Below are 21,609 nucleotides of genomic sequence, written 5' to 3' on the forward strand. Positions count from 1 at the left end.
GCTTATTCCCTCCATTGTAAAAGTACTGCTTCTCCACTAAAACCGGGTCCTAGAGCGACTAATAACCCATGAGTATTTGGTTCGGTTTTCTTTAACATGAATTGTTCTAGAACATATAGAACAGTAGGGGAAGACATATTTCCGTGTTGTTTTAATATGGAACGGGAAATAGCAGTTTGTTCTTCAGTAAGCTGCAATGCTTCTTCATATGCTTTTAATACTTTTTTTCCACCTGGATGGGCAACAAAATTATCAATTTGTTTTTCAGAGATGCCTTCTTCCTTGAGGAAATCGTGAATAAAGGGACCTAGCCATGTGGAAATAATACTAGGAATATCTCTAGAAAATACGACATGCAGACCATCATCTTTAATGTCCCAACCCATCACATCCAAAGAATTAGGCATCCATTTAGAAGCAGTATTTAAAATATGAGGGATAGGCTTTTTCGTATTCATTAATACTTGGTCACCACATACTAAAATACATGCAACACCATCTGCGAAGAGTGAGGCACCTACGAGATTACTTTTTGAAAAATCGTTTTGTTGGAAAGTTAGACTAGCCAATTCAACGCACACTACAAGAACTTTTTCTGTAGGGTGAGCGAGACAATAATCAAAGGCTCTACTAACACCAGAAGCACCGCCTGCACAACCTAGACCCCATATTGGAAGTCTCTTAATACGATCAGAGAATTTCATTTTATTCATTACTCTAGCATCAATACTTGGAGTTGATAGGCCAGTACTCGAAACGAAGATAATCGCGTCAATTTCTTCTACAGAAATTGGCTGCTCTAAAAATTGAGGATTTTCTAAACAGGCTTTAATTGCTTCTACACTGTATTCCGTTGCAAGTTTTATATATAAGTCATTCCGTTCACCAAAAGTGTGCTCTTTTCTATGCCAATCTAATGGGATACAAAATTGACGTTGTTCAATTTCACCATTTTGAAAAACCTTTAATAATCTTTCGAGTTGTGGAATTTTATCATGAAAAAGTTCTTTCGTTAATTGCTCAATATTTGATTGTTTCAAAATATGCGGGGGATCATATGTACTTATGGAAACAATTTTGGGCATAATTAAAATCTCCTCTTTTTTATAGTTTTCTCCAGGTAAATTTCAAATATGCAAAAAAGATGTTAGAGTGCGTAAATTAAAAAAATGCTGATAAAGAATGTTTTAAACATTCTATATCAGCTTAATTTGATAAGGAGGTTTTAAATGTTCCCCTGTTTGTTTCACTTATTAGCTTATTATTTTCATTTATCATGATTGTTTTCAATAGTAGCTCTAAATAAAGTAGGAAATAACCGATGCAATCCTTTACAAGTTCAATATAGGAAAAGAAAGAATCCGATTTTTGATAATGTAAATAATCACATTTTAATACTTCTAATAACTTATTAGAAAACAGGTGGATGTTTGTTGCATGGAACTGTTCTAAACATGTAGTAAGGCTACAAAAGAGAATTTGATCTTCTGCTTCAGGGTGTTCGATAATGGCAATATCTTTTAGTAAAATTTCAAGGGATTTTATATAGCCGAAAAATGAAATATCTTTATAGCCTAGTAATTCAGCATTAATGGATTGTGTGTAGAGGCTTTGAAATTTTTTAGACGTATTTTTAATTAAAGAATGCTCATTAAAACCATACATTGGAATAGAAAAGAGATATTTCCCATTTGTCGATGATCCATCTCCAAAATCGTTTACAATAAAATAAAAATTTTTACAAGATGGACAGGAGAGGGAAATCACGCGAATTTTAAAGTTTTCATTTTCTAAGTCTTTACTGTCTTCAGCTTTTGGATGAATATCAAGATTACAATGAGGGCATTTATTAATGACTATGTATTCTAGCTGCTCATAGTTATAAGAGACTTTCTTTAACTTCGTTTCGTATTTTTGCATATTTATTATAATCTCCTTTATGAAGCTTAATAGATTTAAATTTACTTTTTTAGATAGTGATAACACTATGATTTCCAAAAATGGAAATTAAAATACAATGCAAAATAAAAAAGGTGTAAAGAAATATCCTTACACCTGTGTTGTTTATTTATTTGTAAAAATATGAATGGCATCTCGTAGAAATTCTGTCCCGCCTTCAATTGCTTTGTCGTAATATGCTTTAAAACGTTCATCTGCAACATACATATCGGCAAGACCAGCATGTGCTTCCTTTGAGTAGGATGGCCATGAAAACGTTAGCCATTGTTTATGCTTCTCAGCAAGTTCTTGAGCTAAATCTGAAGCAGGATCACCTGTAGCGAATGCTTTTGGAAGTAATTCTAAAATTTCAATGCCTAACTGCTCCATAGCTTCATAATCTTCCTTTGACATTCCACGGAATTTTGCATTCGATTGTTCAACTACATCTTTTCCGTATTTCTCACGGATTTCATCACCATATTTTTCTTCATTTTCATTTATTAATTGTTCTTTAAAGGCTTCAAATTTCTCTTGATTACTCATTTGAATCTCTCCCTTTTCATGTTTTATTGTTTTCTCTATCGTCTCAATTAGTTGGTTCAGGCGGGTGCGTTTTTGAATAAGTTGCTTATAGTGATTTTCTAATGCTACTTGTTTATCAAAGTTTGGATTATTCATAATGGATAGAATCGTATCTAAATCTACGTCTAATTCTTTAAAGAATAATATTTGTTGGAGACGGTCAACTTCCTTTTGCCCATAGATACGGTAGCCTGAACTGTTGATTCGAGCAGGTTTTAACAAATTAATTTCATCATAATAGCGTAATGTTCGCGCGCTAACATTCGCTAATTTTGCAAGTTTGCTTATTGTATATTCCATTAACACCCCTCCTGATATCTCAATGTTAAAGGATGACGTAACGAGAAGGTCAACAACTGAATTGCAATTTTTTAAAATTAAAATGAGGATTAATTTGGGTGGATTATGTAATTTGAACGTTCTTATTATGTTTGAACTAGATAATATAGAAAGAATCGGCTAATATTATCCTTGATATACAGCGTTTGAAAGGTGTAGCCATAATGGAAAATCGAAAGGTTCAAGTCAAGCAACCGAAGTATCAGAAAATAGCTGCGGATATAGCATCCAAAATTGTTGAAAAAAAATATTTAGTTGGTGAAAAAATATATGCAAGATCGTCTTTAGCAAGCCAATACGGTGTATCTTCAGAAACAGCTAGACGTGCAATAGCTGTACTACAAGATTTAGAAATCGTAGAAGCTACAAAAGGTAGTGGAGTTAGGATTAAATCCTACGAAAAAGCAGCCCAATTTGTCCATCAATTTTTAGAAGTGCAATCGATCCAACAAATACAAATCGAAATGCTTGAAAGTATAAAACGACAAAGAGATGAATTGAATCTCTTACAAGAGACAACAGAACGATTGGTCAATCGAACAGAAAGATTTCGTTCAATCAACCCATTTGTCCCATTTCAAGTAGAAATCATGCAAAACACACCCTACATTTCTCAATCGATTGGGACGATTAATTTCTGGCAAAATACGATGGCTACAATTGTAGGAATCCGTAGAGGAGACGAATTAATTATCTCGCCGGGTCCATATGCAACGATAGAAAAAAATGATATCGTCTTTTTTATTGGAAATGATGAATGTTTAGAACGAGTTCAAAAATTTTTATATCCTTTTTAATTAATCTATTGGTACTATTCAGTGCCAATAGATTTTTTTATTTCGATGGTAGTTCTTGTGGGTTTGAGACAAGCAATTTGACCGTTTCAAAAGGTAAGTCAAAGTGCACTAATAAAGGCTTTATGGGAGTTTATTGGTTATTAATTTCTCTATAAAATCAAAACTTTCTACTTCATGAAAAAATAGAGTAAAAAGGTAATAGTTTGACAATAGTAACAACCCTTTGTTAGCATTAGGTTGTTACTTGTGTAATGCAAATGAAATTTTTTTGAGAATATTAGGAAAGGAGAATGGCATGGGAAAAATAAAAGTAGAGAACGTGACAAAAATCTTCGGTAAACATATAAATAGTGCACTTAAGCTGGTTGAACAGAAAAAAGATAAAACTGAAATCTTAAAGCAAACCGGTGCCACTATAGGTGTTTACGATGCTTCTTTTACTGTCGAAGAAGGTGAAATCTTTGTCATTATGGGTCTTTCGGGCAGTGGTAAATCTACGTTAGTCCGTTTATTAAATCACCTCATCGAACCTACCAGTGGAAATATATACATAGATGGCGAGAATATTTCCAAAATGAATAAACAACAACTCAGAACTATCCGTAGAGAAAAAATGAGTATGGTGTTTCAAAACTTCGGTTTATTTCCACAACGAACTGTCCTTGAAAATACCGAATATGGATTAGAAGTGCGCGGTATTCCAAAAGAAGAAAGAAGATTGAAAGCAGAAAAGGCTTTAGAAAACGCGGGGTTACTCCCTTATAAAGATCAATATCCTAGTCAACTTTCAGGTGGTATGCAACAACGTGTTGGACTAGCAAGAGCATTAGCAAATAATCCTGATATTTTGTTAATGGATGAAGCTTTTTCTGCCCTCGATCCGTTAATCCGGAAAGATATGCAGGATGAATTATTAGATTTACAACAAAAGGTTAGAAAAACGATTATTTTCATTACTCATGATTTAAACGAAGCATTGCGCATTGGGGACCGGATAGCACTTATGAAAGACGGAAAAATTATTCAAATTGGTACAGGTGAGGAGATTCTAACAAATCCGGCAAATGATTATGTTAGAACATTCCTAGAAGATGTTGACCGATCAAAAGTGTTAACTGTGGAGAATGCGATGATTCGTCCAATGAGCGTCAATATTGAGCTAGATGGACCAAAAGTTGCTTTGAAACGTATGCGAGATGAAAAAGTCAGTGTGCTGTTAGCTGTGGATAAAAAGCGTGATTACATAGGATATATTACTGCTGACGATGCATTAGAAGCTTCGAAACGTGGAGAAAAAAGTGTAATGAATATCGTAAGAGTAGATATGCCTACAGTGCCACCTGATATGTTAATTCAAGATGTACTAGGTATCATTTCTGAATCTCCAACACCTGTTGCAGTTGTGAAGGATAGAAAGTTAGTCGGTGTACTAATTAGAGGAGTCGTTATCCAAGCACTCTCATCAAATTCGGAGGGGGTGCAGTTAGTTGAGCAATATACTTGATAGCATGCCAAGACTTCCTGTTGCAGATTTAACTGAAAACGTAATGGATTGGTTAACAGATAGTTTTTCGCCACTCTTTAACTTTTTTCAAAAGGGTGGTAAATCAGCAATGGAATTTATTACGGAAATGTTAATTGCCGTTCCACCAATTATATTTATCATTATAGTTGCATTAATTGCCTTTTTTGCGACTAGAAGAAAATTTGGTTTAGCAGTATTTACACTAGTTGGATTGCTCTTTATTTATAACCAGGGCCTATGGGAAGAATTAATGAACACGATAACACTTGTTATTTTTGCAAGTATTATTGCCATTATCATTGGTGTACCAATTGGAATTTTAATGTCAAAGAGCTCGGTAGCAGAACAAATTATTAAACCGATATTAGACTTTATGCAAACAATGCCTGGCTTTGTATATTTAATTCCTGCAGTTGCATTCTTTGGTATCGGTGTTGTTCCTGGTGTATTCGCATCAGTAATTTTTGCATTGCCGCCAACTGTGCGTTTTACAAACTTAGGAATTCGACAAGTGCCAAGAGAGTTAGTAGAGGCTGCGGATTCTTATGGAAGTACAGGATGGCAAAAGTTAATAAAAGTTGAGTTGCCTTTAGCAAAATCAACAATTATGGCTGGTATTAACCAAACAGTATTATTATCTTTATCGATGGTTGTTATCGCATCAATGATTGGTGCACCTGGTTTAGGAAGAGAAGTATTATCAGCATTACAACGTGCACAAGTAGGGAATGGATTTGTTGCAGGACTTAGTCTAGTAATCTTTGCAATTATTATTGATCGTTTAACACAAAGTTTAAATAAAAAGAAATAATAGAAAGGGAGATATGAGTGGATATTAAAAAATTAAAAATGATGGGGCTAGCTCTTGGTATGGGAGCTATGTTAGCAGCATGTAGTGGTTCGGATGAAGGAGAAACAACGAAAGAAACTTCTGGTGACGCTACAGCAACAGAAGAGTCTAAAAAAATAAACTTAGCGTATGTTGAATGGGATACAGAAATTGCTTCGACTCATGTTGTTGGGAAAGTATTAGAAGATTTAGGGTATGATGTGACGTTAACTCCACTAGATAATGCCATCATGTGGGAGGCTGTATCAAAAGGAGAAGCGGATGCTATGGTTGCTGGATGGTTACCACATACACATGCTTCACAATACGAAAAATATAAAGATGATTTAGATGAATTAGGTGAAAATTTAGCAGGTGCAAAAATAGGTTTAGTTGTACCAAGCTATATGACAGATATTAACTCTATAGAAGATTTAACAGATCAAGCAAATAAACAAATTACTGGTATTGAACCAGGTGCTGGTATTATGGGTGCAACAGAAAAAGCACTGACAGAGTATGAGAACTTAGCTGATTGGGAATTATTACAATCTTCATCTGGCGCAATGACTGTAGCACTTGACCAGGCAATTAAAAATGAAGAAGAAATTGTTGTTACTGGTTGGTCACCTCACTGGAAGTTTGCTTCTTATGATTTAAAATACTTAGAAGATCCTAAAGGTGTATATGGTGGAGAAGAGACAATTAATACATTCGCTCGTGTTGGACTAGAAGAAGAGATGCCAACAGCTTATAAAGTAATCGATGCATTCCATTGGACAAGTGAAGACATTGAAGAAGTCATGCTTGAAATACACGGTGGTGTTGACCCAGAAGAAGCTGCTGCTAAATGGGTAGAGGAAAATGCAGAGAAAGTTGCAGAGTGGACAAAAGGAATCGAATAATAAAAGAACCTCGCTATAGTGCTATAGCGAGGTTTTATTTCTCTTTATAATCGTATCCAACAACCGTCCAAATCCCGCTTTCATCTTGTCGAACTAATCGTTTTAAATAAACAGTCGTAATATTTGTATCTTCATCGTTTACTTCAACAATTGAAACATCATCAGAGCTATAAACGAGTTTTAAATTCTCTTCTTCTATTGGATACTCCCCTTTTATTCCATCAGGTGAAATTTGCAAACTGACAAATACTTGGGTTGTAAAAAGTGGGTCCAGTCTCCAAGGGGAATGTCCTTTATCGACACTTTTTTGGTCGCGTTGTTCAATTTCTATATTATAAGGTACCTCTACTTGTGGATTGAAATCATAATCCTTTGCTTGAACAGGAAATAGTAACGTGTTATAAACATCAACACTTTCCAACTCAAAAGTTAGTTGAGTTGCTTCAAGAAATGCTGGTATAGCATTTTCTTCATAAATGTCCACAGTAAAACCTCCGTTGTTGTTGTTAGATATTTGGAAGACTGTACTATTATTATTAACAATATACCTAGTATTATAAATTTTAATTAAAAATATTTTTTCCGATATTAATTTTTATAGTGTGCATAATTGATTTTGTATTATTACATTTTTAAAATATAGGTTCATAAAAATAGCTTATAACCTAATTGTATAATACGCATTGTAGATATCGAGCCTGAATAATAAAGTGCAACAACCGCTTGCTCCTTATGCGCCTTCAACTCTCTTTACTTTAGATAAACACTCCATCAATAATGAAATTAAGGAAAGTTGGTGATGTCGAATATGAACTTCAGTGAACGATTAAAAAAGGAAAGAGAAAAAAGAGGTTGGTCACAAAATGATTTGGCAGAGAAAATTCATGTAAGTCGTCAGGCAGTTTCAAAGTGGGAAACGGGTAAGAACTATCCCAGTATCGAAGTGATCATTAATTTAAGTGATTTATTCGGTATCACAATTGATGAATTGTTAAGGAGTGACGAAGAATTGAAGGAGAAAGTAATTCAAGATAGTAAAAAGTTGGCATATCCAGGTTGGAAAACATTCTTTGATTGCCTGTTCTTAATGGGTACATTCTTGTTAGTAGCAAAACTTATTGTATACGGGTTAAATCATTTTTTTAATACCAATATTATCATTCCAGAAGGTTTACCAAAACTACTATCAAATATTTTACCTCTTGCCTTAATGGTAATTGGAGGAGCTGGTTCCGATCAGCTGAAAAATAAATATACGGAATAAATGAAGATAGCGCTAATGCTATCTTTTTTAATTTACGACATCTCGGGAATAATATAATCTGATTCGACACGATTTCCCAGGAAATGATAATATTATCGAAAATTCTGAAAATATAAACGTACCTTACTGGAATATCTAGTAATTTATTATGGGAAAATATGATATAATCTTCTGAAAGATATATTTTAAATACATCTTAAGGGAGAGAAATGTATGGTGGGATCTTTATTTAAATCAAAAAAAGAAGACATCGAGCTGTTTAAACAGAGAATTGATGAACTAAATGCAAAGTTGGATGAAAAAGAACATGCATTTCAAATATTTTTAAACGACTTACATAAAGAGCTAGTTTCTACTATAGAGCAACATGATAAAGTTAATTCGCAACATATTACATTAGGAAATATGGTAAAGGATATTTTAGTTGAATTTAATCGGGTTGAAGAAAGTACGATTGAATCGAATGTGATTTCCGATAAAGCACTTGAAACGGGAAATAAGTTGATTGATACTTCAATTGATATGGTGAAGTTGTCCCAAGTTAGTAGGGAAGCAGTACAAAATGTTGAACAACTAATTGACCAACTAGGTAACGAATCTAGGAAAACATCAGAAAATATGAACCTTCTTAGTGAACAGTCAAAACAAATTGAAGCAATTGTCCATGTAATAAGTGACTTTTCGAATCAAACGAACTTATTGGCATTAAATGCATCTATTGAGGCAGCAAGAGCAGGAGAACATGGTAAAGGATTTTCTGTTGTGGCAGATGAAGTAAGAAAGTTAGCAGAAAGTACAAAACAAAGTACAGAAGATATTGCAAAGTTAACGAAAGAAACACAATTCCAGATTTCAAAGGTATTTGAAAATACGAAAGATAATATGGAAATTGTGAATCAAGGTGTTAAAAGAAGTGCGGAGACGTCAGAGCAAATCTATTCATTATTAAAAATGATTTCTAATGTTCAATCTGAAATTCAAGAATTGTTATCTCATATTCAAAGTCAAAAATCTTCTAATTTAGAAGTGTTAAATAACTTTAATCGGTCTACTATGATTTTTGATGAAACAAAAAAAGTTCTTACTAATCATATTGAAGAATCAGACCTCGTAACAGAAAAATTACTTGAAGCGGTTGAGAAAGTGAAAAAATATCCATATTAATCAATAGGCATACAAACGTTTATAGTTGTTTGTATGCCTTGTGAAGTACTACTTAATTGGAATCCAAATTTCTGAATAACAGTCTGGTGCTGTTGGGTCATCATCTGTATAAACTTCTAACTCAGCCGTCCCGGTTGGTCTATAGGTGTTAGAAGGGAACCATTCAGAGTAGATTTTTTTCCATGCATCTTGCATTGCATGTGGCATTGGACCATGGACTTCGAAAATCACCCATTTTGATGCAGGCACTGTATATGATAGTAGGCCATCAGGAACTTCACCATTATAAGTAACAGCAATCCAGTAATCCATTAATCCTTCATCCTTTTGGTGTTCCTCTACGGTACAAACTCCTAAAATATCAGGGATTTGGCCATTACCTAACTTAATTAATAAATCATTCGTTCCATCTTTATGAACATCATCCCAAAATTGAGGGATTCCGAATGTGTTTTCTCCCGTTTTACAATTATACGTTCTTTTTACTCCGACAACTTGAAAAGCATCTTTTTCAACAATTTTATACTGCATTGGTTCCGCTCCCTTTACGTGAATTTGAATGACGAGGCGATTATACGATTGTAAGTGGCCTTTTTGCTTGCGTGCATCTGTAGGGGTAACTCCATGTTGTTTTCGAAATGCTTTCGTAAATGCTTCTGGTGTCTCATAGCCGTACTTATAGGAAAGATCGATAATTTTATGGTTACTAGTAAGTAATTCCTCTGCGGCTAAAGTTAATCGACGTTTTCGGATATAATCACTAACAGTCATATTGGTTAAAAGAAAAAACGTTCGCTGAAAATGATATACCGACGAATTGGTTACCTTTGCAATTTTCTCTATGGATAATGAATTATCCACTAAATTTTCCTCGATATAATCGATAGATTTTTGTATTGCTTCTACCCACCCCATATAATAATCACCTCATGGAATATCATAAATTTTTTTAAGTATCTAATCCTGTTTTATTGTGCTTACTTCGAACAGGTTTAATAAATTTCTCATTATCTTATTAATAAAAATAGACTATCTCGAACTATTACCGTCATACTAGTGTGTCTTCTGTTGCATAGTCACTAAAAGCTAATTTTGGTAAAATGAATGTAATAATAACTCATTGTAAGGAGGGGGAAAATGATTGGTTGGTTGTTAATAATTATCATATTGATTGGATTGTTCTTTGCAATCTCATTATACATATATGACAATAGTAAGTTTAGTAAATTAACAGGTTACTCTTATTTTAATTTTTTGCAAGATAAAGAAGTGCGTTCCCATTATAACCTTGTTTCGAACTTACAAAAAGTACAAGGGGATTACGAGGTTTTATTAAATGTTGTACTTCCAACAAATAATGTGAAAGCTGATGTAGTTTTTGTTCATCAATCTGGAATACATATTATTAATTTTAAAAGAATGACTGGCTGGATTTATGGTAGAGAGCAAGACCCTGAGTGGGCAGAGGTACAATACAGCGAGAAACTTAATAAGTTTGATAATCCACTAATTGAAAATAAAATAGCCATCCTAGAGCTAAAACAGATACTTGGGTTAGCAGATTCAATGCCTATTCATTCTTTAGTGGTATTTTCGGATAACTGTTCCTTTAAGAAAGTGGAAGTTCAATCCCGTAATACAGATGTTCTTAAAATTAAGGAATTAAAGGCATATTGGAATGATTCAATGGACAAACATTTATCAAAAGATGAAATCATGAAAATCAATTTAGATTTAAATAAATATGTCACTTTAAAAAAATCTCCTGAAAAATCAAAAGCAAATTCAGTTGTTACAAATTAAAAATCTTTTAACCGAGTCTATTTAGGGCTCGGTTTTTCATATATCTGAAAATATCATTATTAAACTCTTATAAACAATATAACTTCCATAATGTACAATAAATAGAAAAAGGGAATTTAGGAGAACTAATGAAAAAATTACATTATAGCTGGGTAATCTTAGCGGTAACGTTTATATCTATAATTGTTGCTGGGATAATCCGCTCTTCATCTGGAATATTTATTGACCCATTTGAAACAGAATTCGGATGGGGGCGTCCCGCTATTTCTTTCGCCTTTGCAGTGGGGTTATTTTTATATGGATTTTCCGGGCCTTTTATGGCAGCATTTGTTGATATTTTTGGGCTAAAAAAAATGATGCTTTATTCAATGGCCATTTTAACAGTTGGTTTATCTTTAACCTTTGTAATGAACAGTGAATGGCAACTAATTTTAATTTGGGGTGTAATGTTAGGAATTGGCTCAGGTTTATTTTTAACTGTATTAAGTACTCAAGTTGCCAATCGTTGGTTCGTAAAAAGAAGAGGATTGGCGGTTGGATTCTTAACTGCTGCAACAGCAACAGGGCAGTTAGTTTTGTTACCGGTATTAGCTAGTTTTGTAGAAAACTATTCATGGCGTGCAGCCATTGCACTGATTTTTGCATTAAGTATTGCTATGCTCATAATAATAGCTATATTTATGAAAAGCTGGCCAAAAGATGTTGGTACAACACCATATGGTCAAGATGAACATGTACTAAATGAACCACCGATTATATCCAATCGAAATCCCTTTAAAGTAGCAATTAACTCTTTAATTGAAGGTTTAAAGGTAAAAGAGTTTTGGTTGTTAGCCGGAAGTTTCTTTATTTGTGGATTATCAACGAGCGGATTAATTGGCACACATTTCATTTCTTATTGTGTAAGTTTTGGTATCCCATTAGTAACGGCGGCATCCTTATTATCTTTAATGGGGGTTTTCGATTTAATTGGAACAACTGTATCAGGGTGGTTATCAGATCGTTTTGATAATCGTTGGTTACTATTCTGGTATTACTTATTACGTGGGATTTCCCTTCTGTTCCTTCCATTTGCACTAGCACAAGGCTCTTACGTTTGGCTCGTCATTTTCTCGATTTTCTATGGTTTAGATTGGATTGCAACCGTTCCTCCAACAGTTGGATTAGCCAGACAAAAGTTTGGTCTTCAAAAAAGTGCCATGATGTACGGTTGGATTACTGCAGCACATCAAGTAGGAGCTGGTGTTGCAGCATTTTCCGGTGGAGTTATATTTAAAATATTTGATTCGTATATGTGGGCATTTTTATTTGCAGGAGGTTTCTGCCTATTGGGAAGTCTATTTGTATTATTAATTAAGAAACATAACCCAAAGGAAGTAGTTTAGTTTTAGTTTTTCATTATATATGATGAAATGGTATGATACTTACAGCAAGAAAAAAGGAGCATTCATGTGGGGAAAGTATCAAAAAGAGCTGCAAGTATAGCACTTATGAAGACACATCAAACAGTATTTTCCTGTCCAATTTGTAAAGAGGGCATGGAAGTAACTGAAGATGGACAAGTGATTTGCGACAACAACCATTCTTTTATTATTGCTAAACAAGGATATGTTAACTTGATGGTTAAGCCTACAACATCCATGTATAGTAAAAATTTATTTGAATCCCGAAAAGATATATTAAATAGTGGTTTGTATGACCCTTTACAACAAGCTATTACAAATTATATAGGTAAAGATGTCAAAACGATACTCGATACGGGTTGTGGAGAAGGATCTCATTTAGAAAGAATTTGTTCATCATTAGATTCCGTTCTAGCTGTAGGTATAGATATTTCAAAAGAAGGCATCCAAACCGCTGCAAAATACTATGAAAACAAAATATGGTGCGTAGGAGATTTGGCGAATAGTCCATTTAAAGAACAGTCCTTTGATGTTATATTGAATATTTTATCACCGGCTAATTATGACGAATTTATTCGTTTATTAAAGCCGAATGGAAAAGTTATAAAAGTGGTCCCTCAATCAAACTATTTAAAAGAGATTCGGGAACAAGCTTTTGCACAAACAGAAAAGGAAACCTATTCAAATAAGCAAACCGTTGAGCGCTTTAAGGAATGCTTTACAAATTTCCAACAAGAGAGAATTACGTATACATGTGAGTTAGAACCAGAGCTAATACCTAAACTTCTTGAAATGACTCCATTAGGCTGGCATTTAGATAAAGAGGTCTCTATACAAAAAATCACCATTGATTTAGATATTCTAATTGGAGAATATAATTCTTAAATGATTAAAAAGGTAGGAATGACAAAGTGGCGTTATATGATTTTGGAGCAAGATTAGTTAATGTATTTTTAACGTTAAACGGATCAAAAGCAAAGGTTTATGGGAAGGAAAATATTCCAAAAGAAGGCGGGTATATTGTCGCTTGTACACATAATGGGTATGTCGATATCTTAAACCTAGGCGTTTCTTTACATCCAACAAATATACACTTTATGGCAAAAAAGCAGTTGTTCGATATGAAAGTATTAGGGCCACTTGTTTCAAGATTAAATGCTTTTCCTGTTGATCGTGACAACCCAGGTCCAAGTGTTATAAAAATTCCACGTCAATTAATTAAAGAAGGAAAAGTAGTTGGGATATTTCCGAGTGGGACTCGTACAACTGAAAATACAGAATTAAAGCAAGGTGCAATTACAATTGCTCAATTAACAAAAGCACAAATTGTTCCTGCAGCTTATGTTGGACCTAAAAATGTAGGGGAAGTATTAAAACGCCAAAAGGGATATTTGATTTACGGAAAACCATTTACAGTACCAAGTGGAAAAGAAGCACGTGAAGAATATACCCATTTCTTAGAGCAAGAACTTATTAGGTTAACAGATGAGTTAAATTCAAAAATTAAAAAATAGGTAAAAGCACTTTCCTTAATGGAGAGTGCTTTTTAATGGAGGTTAAAAATGGAGATTTTAGATGTTCAAACTATTCCAAACCGTTTTGATGAAGCATTACAATTATTTTGGGGTTATTGGGGGCAGGAAAACAATAAACTCTTTTATGAACAATGTATGTTAAATGCGAATGGGCCAGATGGAATTCCTCGCTTCTATGTTGCAAGTGTTGAAGGAGAATTTGTTGGAACATATGCATTATTAAGAAACGATATTAATAGTCGGCATGATTTATATCCTTGGTTTGCATGTCTCTATGTAAAAGAGGAACATAGAGGAAAGGGGATAGCTTCAGAAATGTTGCGGCATGCTGAAGGTGTCGCAAAGAGCCTCGGTTTTAAGATGCTCTATTTAGATAGTAATTTAGAAGGATTTTATGAAAAATTAGGATGGGTAGAAAACGGAATTACACATGATCCATTTGGAAACTCAGCAAAAATATATGAAAAAAGCTTGGAGGTTGTAAAATGATTCGAGTATTATTCGTATGTCTAGGAAATATCTGCCGTTCTCCAATGGCAGAAGCCGTAATGCGTGATTTAATAGAGAAAAAAGGATTAAGCAGTAAAATAAAAGTTGATTCTGCTGCTATGAGTTCTTGGCATATTGGGGAACCACCACATAAAGGCACGCAATCGAAATTAAAGGAATATGGCATTTCTACAAGTGGTATGAAAGGACGTCAGCTTGTAAAAGAGGACTTCGAATCATTTGATTATATCATTGGGATGGATAGCAATAATGTCCGTAATATTCGTGAAAAGCTAGGACAACCTGAACATCCGAAAATTTTCCGCTTTTTAGATTTAACATCGCATAAAAAAGACGTGCCAGATCCTTATTATACGGGAGATTTCCAAGAAACTTATGATTTAGTATTAGATGGTTGTAAGGCTTTGCTTGAGAAAATCGAAGAAAGTTTATAATATTAAGGAACTTATTTATCAATTTGTGGACTTTTTATTTGATATCAGGTTGGTGTATAATATTACAGTCTCATTTACTTAAGTAGATAGTTTATTCAATACCCTAAATTATATATTGGAAGAGAGTGAAATCGGATGGGTCGTAAATGGAATAACATTAAAGATAAGAAAGCAGAAAAAGATAAAAATACCAGTCGTATTTATGCGAAGTTTGGTACTGAAATTTATGTTGCTGCTAAAAAAGGTGAACCAGATCCAGAATCGAACACAGCATTAAAACAAGTATTAGAACGTGCAAAAACTTACAATGTACCAAAGCACATCATTGATAAAGCTATTGATAAAGCGAAAGGTGCTGGCGGCGAAGATTATGATGAGTTACGTTATGAAGGTTTTGGTGTAGGAGGCACAATGGTAATTGTAGATGCTCTTACAAATAACGTAAATCGTACTGCGTCTGACGTTCGTGCAGCTTTCGGTAAAAACGGTGGTAACATGGGTTTGAGTGGTTCAGTAACTTATATGTTTGATTCAACAGCTGTATTTGGTATTGAAGGCAAATCTGCTGATGAAGTACTAGAAATTTTATTAGAAGCTGATGTAGATGCTCGTGACGTTTTTGAAGAAGACGATGTAACAATTGTTTATGCAGAACCAGATCAATTCCACGCTGCTCAAGAAGCGTTTAAACAAGCGGGTATTGAAGAATTTACAGTAGCAGAATTAACAATGTTACCACAAACAGAAGTAACATTATCAGAAGAAGATAAAGTGAAATTCGAAAAAATGATCGATGCATTAGAAGATTTAGATGATGTACAACGCGTTTACCATAATGCAGATTTAGGTGAATAAATAACTTAACCAGTAGCGTAATGCTGCTGGTTTTTTCTTGCAAAATTCTATAATGGAAGATAAATACATTTCTTCGTGACTCTATTGAATTTTGATTTCATATTAGATTAAAGTTATCTTCATATAGAAAGTTCATCCATCTTTCCCTAGCATCAGATTGGTGTTAGTTAAACAAGCAAATAGAATTTTAATAGAATAACTGATTTTAACCCCTATATTTAATCTAAGTATAATTTTCCTAAATTAACATTGAATTTCCATTAGTTATTTACTAAATAGAAAACGACTATAAGTAGAAAATTATTTCAAAAACAAGAAATTTAGCATTTGTAAACTTACATAAATATGTAATAATAGTGGGAAATAGTATATTAAGAGGGGTGTTATAGTTGAAGCGTTCAATACAGGGGAAGTTATTTGCTTATTCCTTCTTACTATTATTAATCCCAATTTTGATTATTGGGGCGGTAAGTTATTTTAAAGCAAAAAATAGTATGGATGAATTAGGGGAACAAGTAATAAAAAATAGTGTTGAATCTGCCTTACAACTGATTGAATCTGTTAATCGTGAAGTTGAGAATGGTACGCTTGAAATAGAAGAAGCACAGGAACAAGTGAAAACAGCTTTAATCGGACAGATGAATAGTGAAGGGAAACGTGATTTATCGTATCCAGGGGACTTGGGGGAAAATGGATATATTTATATTTTAGGTGAAGATGGAACACTACTTGGTCATCCAACAAGAGAAGGGGAAAATCTATGGGATGATCAGGATAGCTCTGGAAAATACTTTATTCGTGAAGTAAAGGATAGAGCATTCGAGGGCGGTGGATTTACATATTACGAATTTGAACTACCGGGACAAACGGTTGTAGCACCTAAATTAATCTATTCAAAACTTGATCCAAATTGGAATTGGATTGTTGCGTCAGGTACATATAACAAAGATTTCAATGCACCAGCGAATGATTTATTAACTACAATGATTATTACTATGGTTGTTGCCTTAATAGTTGGAGCGATTGCAACTATTTTATTCTCTAAGCATTTTGCAATTCCACTAATTAAACTTTCAAATAGAGTACGTGAGGTTTCGAAGGGGAACTTGACAGTCGAAATTGAGGAGTTACAAAGAAAAGACGAAGTAGGTTTATTAAACAATGGATTTAATCATATGGTGGAGCAGCTAAAAGATGTCATTTCTGGAGTTGAGTCAACAATTGTAGAAATACAAACGACCTCTGTAAATCTTACAGCTGTGGCAGAAGAAACAACTGCCTATGGTGAAGATATTGTGAAAGCTGTTTCAGAAGTGGCGAAGGGGGCAACACAACAGGCATCTGATGCAGATGAAACAAATCGAACAACAATTGCTTTAGCAAAAGAGATTGAAATGTTACATGAGAAAAACCAATCAATGTTACAATCTTCCAAAATTATGAGAAGTTCAAATGAACAAGGAATAGAAAACTTAACTATTCTTAAATCTCGTTCAAATGAATCGTATGAATTGATTACTAAGGTACAAACGGTAATTGAAAGTTTGATATTAAAAGTTCGAGAAATTGAAGGAATTGTTGGTACGATTAATGAAATTTCAGACCAGACAAATCTTCTTGCATTAAATGCTTCCATTGAGGCGGCTAGAGCAGGTGAGCATGGAAAAGGGTTTGCGGTCGTTGCAGAAGAAGTACGTAAACTAGCTGACCAAACAAGCGAAGCAACAGAACTTGTTCGTAATACATTAAAAGGAATTATAAATGAAACAGACGTTGTAACGTATGAAATGTCGAAAACCTATTCAATCGTTCAAGATCAGAATAAATCTGTAGTAGAAACAGAAAGTTCCTTTAAAGAAATTGAGACAGCTGTAGAAAATATCGTTCAAACGATTGAAGAGGTAACATTGGGTGTTAATTTATTAAATGAATCTAAAAATATTATGACACGTGCAATCGATGGTATTGCTGAAATTAGTGAACATAATGCTGCCGCTGCTGAGGAAGTGACAGCTTCTGTAGAAGAACAACAAAAAGCAATTCAACTTGTGACTCAATCATCAAATGATTTATCCGAGGAATTAGCTGCTCTTCAAGATTCAATTCAACAATTTAAAGTTAGATAATGTAGTTCCAGTTTAAAATTAGAAACCAAAAGCTCAAGAAACGTATTATCTTCTTGAGCTTTTTTCTCTTGTATTCAATTGTCAGAATAGTCATAATGAGGATATAAAGAAGAAAAAGGAAGGTGCGCGGATTATGGTAACGTTTAAAGATTATGAATATAAAAGACCAGACATCAATGAAATGCAACAGCAAATTAGAGCATTAATCAAACAATTTAAAGAGGCTGATTCAGTGGAAGCTCAAAGTCAGCTTATTGAAAAAATAAACGAGTATCGTAATGATTTTTCAACACAATCAAATCTAGTATATATTCGTGCATCGATTGATACAAACGATGAATTTTATCAAAATGAACGAGACTTCTTGGACGAGATAACACCTCAAGTGGAAGAACTTGTTTTCGAATATTATCAAGAACTTGTGAAATCTCCTTTCCGCAAACAATTAGAGGAAAAATGGGGGACTCAGCTTTTTGCATTAGCAGAAAATCAAATTAAGGCATTTTCTCCTGAAATAATTGAACTGATGCAAAAGGAAAATAAATTAGTCTCTGAATATAATAAACTTGTTGCTTCAGCACAAATTGAATTTGATGGTAAAACACTAACACTTGCACAGCTTTCTCCATATGGTGAATCTATTGATCGTCAAGTTCGTAAAGAAGCAATGGAAGCTCGTTTCAATTTCTTTAAAGAGAATGAAGAACAATTTGATTCAATTTTTGATCAGTTAGTTCAATTACGTCACAAGATTGCTACGACATTAGGTTACAAAAACTATGTAGAGCTTGGCTATCTCAATATGAACAGAATTGATTATGATGCAGAAATGGTTGCGACATTCCGAGATAAAGTTCAAAAACTTATCGTTCCAGTTGCAACAAAGCTTTATGAACGTCAGGCAAAACGTATTGGTGTTAGTGATTTTAAGTTCTATGATGAAGGTCTAAATTTCTTAACAGGAAACGCAAAACCAAAAGGTGAACCGAATTGGATTGTTGAAAACGGCAAGAAAATGTACGGAGAGTTATCACAAGAAACAGGTGAGTTCTTTAACTTCATAATTGAAAGAGAGTTAATGGATTTAGAAGCGAAGAAAGGAAAAGAAAGTGGAGGCTATTGTACATTCATTGATAATTATGGATCTCCTTTCATTTTCTCAAACTTCAATGGAACTTCAGGAGATATTGATGTATTAACGCATGAAGCAGGGCATGCATTCCAAGTGTATCGTAGTCGTAATATTGGGATTCCAGAATATTTATGGCCAACCTATGAATCTTGTGAAATTCATTCGATGAGTATGGAATTTTTCACATGGCCTTGGATGGAGCTATTCTTTAAAGAGGAAACGGAAAAATATAAATTTGCTCATTTAAGTAGTGCGTTGTTGTTCTTACCATATGGGGTGGCAGTCGATGAATTCCAACATGTTATTTATGAAAATCCAGCTATGACTCCTTCCCAACGTAAGCAAGCATGGAAGCAAATTGAAGAAAAATATTTACCTCATCGTGATTATGGGGGGTATCCATACTTAGAAGCAGGGGGATTCTGGCAACGACAAGGTCATATCTATGCTAGTCCTTTCTATTATATTGACTATACATTAGCTCAAGTATGTGCCTTCCAATTTTGGAAACGCTCGAGAGAAGACTTTGAATCTGCATGGAAAGACTATCTTCACTTGTGTGGATTAGGTGGATCCATGTCCTTTACAAAACTCGTAAAAGAAGCTGGATTAATTTCACCATTTGAAGATGGATGTGTTGAATCGGTAATTGATGAAATCCAAGAATACTTAAATTCGATAGATGATACAAAATTATAAAGTTAAACCTCTCGAAAAATATTTCGAGAGGTTTTTTTTAAGATTTCGACACTTTTTCTAGTATAAATCGTAAATAGTTTTATAATGATTGAATAGGAATCGATTATTTATGGGACAATATGGAAAGGGGTGAAAGAAAATGACAAAAAAGGTTTGGTTCCAAGTTGCTATAGGAATTTTACTCACATTATTAATAGTAAAATATGTGATTGAAATACATGATATTTTTAACCCAATCATTATCATTATTAAGACGATCTTTATTCCATTATTACTTGGTGGAGTATTATACTATATTTCTGAACCATTACAGCGGTTTATGGAGAAAAAGGGTGCACCGCGATGGGCTAGTATATTAACCATTGTGTTGTTATTAGCAGGGATTGTAACAGGCATCCTACTCATGATTGGTAATCCGATAAGTCATCAAGTAAATAACTTAGTAAAAAATGCACCAAATATTAGTGATAAAATAATGGATACTGCAGATATTATTTTGGAAAATAAAGATAAACTACCTCCACAAGTGGAAACGTTTGTGGATACTGTCTCAAACTCTATTCAAGATATTGCAATGACGGGTAGTAAATATATTGTATCTATTGTAAGTGGAACAGTGTCGGCAACGTTTACATTAATATTAGTTCCGTTTTTCTTTATCTACATGTTGAAAGACCATGAAAAATTTGCGCCTAACATATATAAATTATTTTCAGGCGAGCGTCGTACATGGGTTAAAGAAACATTATCGGATATTGATGATGTTTTAAGAAATTACGTTCAAGGACAAGTGTTAATTAGTTTAATACTTGCTGCTATGATGTTTATAGGGTATTTAATTATCGATTTAGAGTATGCATTATTGCTTTCGATTTTCGCATTCTTTATGAATATGATTCCTTTCATTGGCCCTTGGATATCATTAGCTCCGGCTGTTGTCATAGCGCTTATTCAAGATCCAATCTTAGTAGTTTGGGTAGGGGTGATTACTCTCGTTGCACAACAGTTAGAGAGTAATTTAATTACCCCAAATATTATGGGGAAAACATTAGATGTACACCCATTAACAGTTATTACAATTGTATTAGCAGCGGGTAATATCGGTGGGTTTATCGCAATTATTATCGCCATTCCTACTTATGCTGTAATTAAAGCAATTGTAAAAAATATTTATGAAGAGCGTAAGAAAATAAAAGAAGCAGCAACAAAATCCGTTTAATGGACAAGCAGTATACCAAAACAGGTGTACTGTTTTAATTTTTGTTGTAAATTAAAACTAATTGAATCAAAAAGGAGTTCACGTAATGCTTACATTTGAACAAAAACAAGCCATCATCGAATCATTTCCAGAACTAACTAAAAAGGAGATTTCTTTAAAACGATTAAATTATCATTTTGAGGACAGCTTATATGAAAAAACAATCGTTGTAGAAAAGCTCCACCCAAATGGAAACGGATTTGTTTATGTTGGTGATTTACTAAAATATGAAAAGTTAGCGAACGATAAAGGATTAGTCAATATTCGCGATTTTGATGAAACTCAATTAAAAGAAATCATTCGAGATGCTATTGAATATTTATCGGAAGAAGTAGATGTTTTAATTGAGGAAGAATGGATATCAAAAAGTGGAACTGTTTTGAAACTCGTACACGATCAACGTAATTGGGATATCTATTACCAAAATAATTTAGAAGAGACATTTGGAACTCGTGAGGCAGCAGTAGAATATTTAACAGAGGAAGGTTTTACACAAAAAAAATAAGGG

The 21,609-nt window shown here is 33.7% G+C and carries 22 protein-coding genes; 17 read left to right on the forward strand and 5 right to left on the reverse strand.

Translation table 11 applies throughout. From position 1 onward, the window contains the following. Positions 1-2: 2 nt before the first annotated feature. From D8M03_RS02370 to D8M03_RS02380, 3 genes are all read right to left on the reverse strand, one after another. Complete coding sequence (locus D8M03_RS02370; RefSeq protein WP_121213076.1) at positions 3-1,085, reverse strand: type III polyketide synthase; 1,083 nt, start codon at positions 1,083-1,085, stop codon at positions 3-5. Positions 1,086-1,206: 121 nt separating this feature from the next. Further along, entirely contained in the window at positions 1,207-1,920 is a 714-nt protein-coding gene (locus D8M03_RS02375; RefSeq protein ID WP_121213077.1) for a hypothetical protein, read from the reverse strand. 144 nt (positions 1,921-2,064) lie between these two features. Continuing rightward, the gene (locus D8M03_RS02380) at positions 2,065-2,823 is read right to left on the reverse strand and encodes a MerR family transcriptional regulator (RefSeq protein ID WP_121213078.1); all 759 of its coding nucleotides are present in this window, start codon (positions 2,821-2,823) and stop codon (positions 2,065-2,067) included. A 203-nt stretch (positions 2,824-3,026) separates the two neighbouring features. Here D8M03_RS02380 and D8M03_RS02385 point away from each other — a divergent pair, with 203 nt between their 5' ends. The 4 genes from D8M03_RS02385 (at position 3,027) to D8M03_RS02400 (ending at position 6,918) form a co-directional block, all read left to right on the forward strand. Then, entirely contained in the window at positions 3,027-3,659 is a 633-nt protein-coding gene (locus D8M03_RS02385) for a GntR family transcriptional regulator (protein ID WP_121213079.1), read from the forward strand. Positions 3,660-3,954: 295 nt separating this feature from the next. Next, positions 3,955-5,163: a quaternary amine ABC transporter ATP-binding protein gene (locus D8M03_RS02390; protein WP_121213080.1), complete on the forward strand. Its 1,209-nt coding sequence runs from the start codon at positions 3,955-3,957 to the stop codon at positions 5,161-5,163. After that, positions 5,147-5,995, forward strand: coding sequence for an ABC transporter permease (locus D8M03_RS02395; RefSeq protein ID WP_121213081.1), 849 nt, complete (start codon positions 5,147-5,149; stop codon positions 5,993-5,995). The genes D8M03_RS02390 and D8M03_RS02395 overlap by 17 nt, the downstream gene beginning before the upstream one ends. A 17-nt stretch (positions 5,996-6,012) precedes the next feature. Then, the gene (locus tag D8M03_RS02400) at positions 6,013-6,918 is read left to right on the forward strand and encodes a glycine betaine ABC transporter substrate-binding protein (RefSeq protein WP_211330852.1); all 906 of its coding nucleotides are present in this window, start codon (positions 6,013-6,015) and stop codon (positions 6,916-6,918) included. A 34-nt stretch (positions 6,919-6,952) separates the two neighbouring features. On the opposite strand, the gene D8M03_RS02405 is transcribed toward D8M03_RS02400, so the two are convergent. Beyond that, complete coding sequence (locus D8M03_RS02405; protein ID WP_121213082.1) at positions 6,953-7,402, reverse strand: hypothetical protein; 450 nt, start codon at positions 7,400-7,402, stop codon at positions 6,953-6,955. Between the two features lie 324 nt (positions 7,403-7,726). On the opposite strand from D8M03_RS02405, the gene D8M03_RS02410 reads away from it, so the two are divergent. Both D8M03_RS02410 and D8M03_RS02415 read left to right on the forward strand, forming a co-directional pair. Further along, entirely contained in the window at positions 7,727-8,182 is a 456-nt protein-coding gene (locus D8M03_RS02410) for a helix-turn-helix domain-containing protein (RefSeq protein WP_121213083.1), read from the forward strand. Positions 8,183-8,395: 213 nt separating this feature from the next. After that, on the forward strand, positions 8,396-9,346 hold the full coding sequence (locus tag D8M03_RS02415; RefSeq protein ID WP_147404809.1) for a methyl-accepting chemotaxis protein: 951 nt from the start codon (positions 8,396-8,398) through the stop codon (positions 9,344-9,346). Between the two features lie 48 nt (positions 9,347-9,394). Here D8M03_RS02415 and D8M03_RS02420 read toward each other — a convergent pair whose 3' ends face one another. After that, positions 9,395-10,261, reverse strand: coding sequence for an AraC family transcriptional regulator (locus D8M03_RS02420; RefSeq protein ID WP_121213084.1), 867 nt, complete (start codon positions 10,259-10,261; stop codon positions 9,395-9,397). 222 nt (positions 10,262-10,483) lie between these two features. Between D8M03_RS02420 and D8M03_RS02425 the strand changes: the two genes are divergently transcribed. The 11 genes from D8M03_RS02425 to D8M03_RS02475 all read left to right on the forward strand — a co-directional run bounded on the left by D8M03_RS02425 (position 10,484) and on the right by D8M03_RS02475 (position 21,606). Beyond that, a complete protein-coding gene (locus tag D8M03_RS02425; protein WP_121213085.1) occupies positions 10,484-11,149 on the forward strand; it encodes a nuclease-related domain-containing protein in 666 nt (221 codons plus the stop codon). Positions 11,150-11,277: 128 nt separating this feature from the next. Next, positions 11,278-12,534: an MFS transporter gene (locus D8M03_RS02430; protein ID WP_121213086.1), complete on the forward strand. Its 1,257-nt coding sequence runs from the start codon at positions 11,278-11,280 to the stop codon at positions 12,532-12,534. Between the two features lie 66 nt (positions 12,535-12,600). Further along, the gene (locus D8M03_RS02435; RefSeq protein ID WP_121213087.1) at positions 12,601-13,437 is read left to right on the forward strand and encodes a methyltransferase domain-containing protein; all 837 of its coding nucleotides are present in this window, start codon (positions 12,601-12,603) and stop codon (positions 13,435-13,437) included. Between the two features lie 26 nt (positions 13,438-13,463). Beyond that, positions 13,464-14,066 carry a lysophospholipid acyltransferase family protein gene (locus D8M03_RS02440; protein ID WP_121213088.1) on the forward strand — a complete coding sequence of 201 codons (603 nt, stop codon included), beginning with the start codon at positions 13,464-13,466 and terminating at the stop codon, positions 14,064-14,066. 48 nt (positions 14,067-14,114) lie between these two features. Next, a complete protein-coding gene (locus D8M03_RS02445; protein WP_121213089.1) occupies positions 14,115-14,576 on the forward strand; it encodes a GNAT family N-acetyltransferase in 462 nt (153 codons plus the stop codon). Beyond that, complete coding sequence (locus D8M03_RS02450; protein ID WP_121213090.1) at positions 14,573-15,031, forward strand: low molecular weight protein-tyrosine-phosphatase; 459 nt, start codon at positions 14,573-14,575, stop codon at positions 15,029-15,031. The genes D8M03_RS02445 and D8M03_RS02450 overlap by 4 nt, the downstream gene beginning before the upstream one ends. 135 nt (positions 15,032-15,166) lie before the next feature. Beyond that, the gene (locus D8M03_RS02455) at positions 15,167-15,886 is read left to right on the forward strand and encodes a YebC/PmpR family DNA-binding transcriptional regulator (protein ID WP_121213091.1); all 720 of its coding nucleotides are present in this window, start codon (positions 15,167-15,169) and stop codon (positions 15,884-15,886) included. Positions 15,887-16,275: 389 nt separating this feature from the next. Beyond that, positions 16,276-18,012, forward strand: coding sequence for a methyl-accepting chemotaxis protein (locus D8M03_RS02460; RefSeq protein WP_245987429.1), 1,737 nt, complete (start codon positions 16,276-16,278; stop codon positions 18,010-18,012). 133 nt (positions 18,013-18,145) lie between these two features. Next, positions 18,146-19,843, forward strand: a complete 1,698-nt coding sequence (locus tag D8M03_RS02465; protein ID WP_121213092.1) for a M3 family oligoendopeptidase — start codon at positions 18,146-18,148, stop codon at positions 19,841-19,843. A 139-nt stretch (positions 19,844-19,982) separates the two neighbouring features. Continuing rightward, positions 19,983-21,062, forward strand: a complete 1,080-nt coding sequence (locus D8M03_RS02470) for an AI-2E family transporter (protein ID WP_121213093.1) — start codon at positions 19,983-19,985, stop codon at positions 21,060-21,062. An 85-nt stretch (positions 21,063-21,147) separates the two neighbouring features. Further along, on the forward strand, positions 21,148-21,606 hold the full coding sequence (locus D8M03_RS02475) for a hypothetical protein (protein WP_121213094.1): 459 nt from the start codon (positions 21,148-21,150) through the stop codon (positions 21,604-21,606). Positions 21,607-21,609: the final 3 nt, after the last annotated feature.

Source organism: Ureibacillus endophyticus (assembly GCF_003628435.1).
GTDB lineage: Bacteria > Bacillota > Bacilli > Bacillales_A > Planococcaceae > Ureibacillus > Ureibacillus endophyticus.

Coding starts and splice junctions, on each gene's coding strand:
- D8M03_RS02455 (WP_121213091.1), top strand. CDS start 15,167: ATGGGTCGTAAATGGAATAACATTAAAGATAAGAAAGCAGAAAAAGAT.
- D8M03_RS02375 (WP_121213077.1), bottom strand. CDS start 1,920: ATGCAAAAATACGAAACGAAGTTAAAGAAAGTCTCTTATAACTATGAG.
- D8M03_RS02450 (WP_121213090.1), top strand. CDS start 14,573: ATGATTCGAGTATTATTCGTATGTCTAGGAAATATCTGCCGTTCTCCA.
- D8M03_RS02410 (WP_121213083.1), top strand. CDS start 7,727: ATGAACTTCAGTGAACGATTAAAAAAGGAAAGAGAAAAAAGAGGTTGG.
- D8M03_RS02470 (WP_121213093.1), top strand. CDS start 19,983: ATGACAAAAAAGGTTTGGTTCCAAGTTGCTATAGGAATTTTACTCACA.
- D8M03_RS02475 (WP_121213094.1), top strand. CDS start 21,148: ATGCTTACATTTGAACAAAAACAAGCCATCATCGAATCATTTCCAGAA.
- D8M03_RS02390 (WP_121213080.1), top strand. CDS start 3,955: ATGGGAAAAATAAAAGTAGAGAACGTGACAAAAATCTTCGGTAAACAT.
- D8M03_RS02415 (WP_147404809.1), top strand. CDS start 8,396: ATGGTGGGATCTTTATTTAAATCAAAAAAAGAAGACATCGAGCTGTTT.
- D8M03_RS02420 (WP_121213084.1), bottom strand. CDS start 10,261: ATGGGGTGGGTAGAAGCAATACAAAAATCTATCGATTATATCGAGGAA.
- D8M03_RS02370 (WP_121213076.1), bottom strand. CDS start 1,085: ATGCCCAAAATTGTTTCCATAAGTACATATGATCCCCCGCATATTTTG.
- D8M03_RS02380 (WP_121213078.1), bottom strand. CDS start 2,823: ATGGAATATACAATAAGCAAACTTGCAAAATTAGCGAATGTTAGCGCG.
- D8M03_RS02445 (WP_121213089.1), top strand. CDS start 14,115: ATGGAGATTTTAGATGTTCAAACTATTCCAAACCGTTTTGATGAAGCA.
- D8M03_RS02385 (WP_121213079.1), top strand. CDS start 3,027: ATGGAAAATCGAAAGGTTCAAGTCAAGCAACCGAAGTATCAGAAAATA.
- D8M03_RS02430 (WP_121213086.1), top strand. CDS start 11,278: ATGAAAAAATTACATTATAGCTGGGTAATCTTAGCGGTAACGTTTATA.
- D8M03_RS02465 (WP_121213092.1), top strand. CDS start 18,146: ATGGTAACGTTTAAAGATTATGAATATAAAAGACCAGACATCAATGAA.
- D8M03_RS02425 (WP_121213085.1), top strand. CDS start 10,484: ATGATTGGTTGGTTGTTAATAATTATCATATTGATTGGATTGTTCTTT.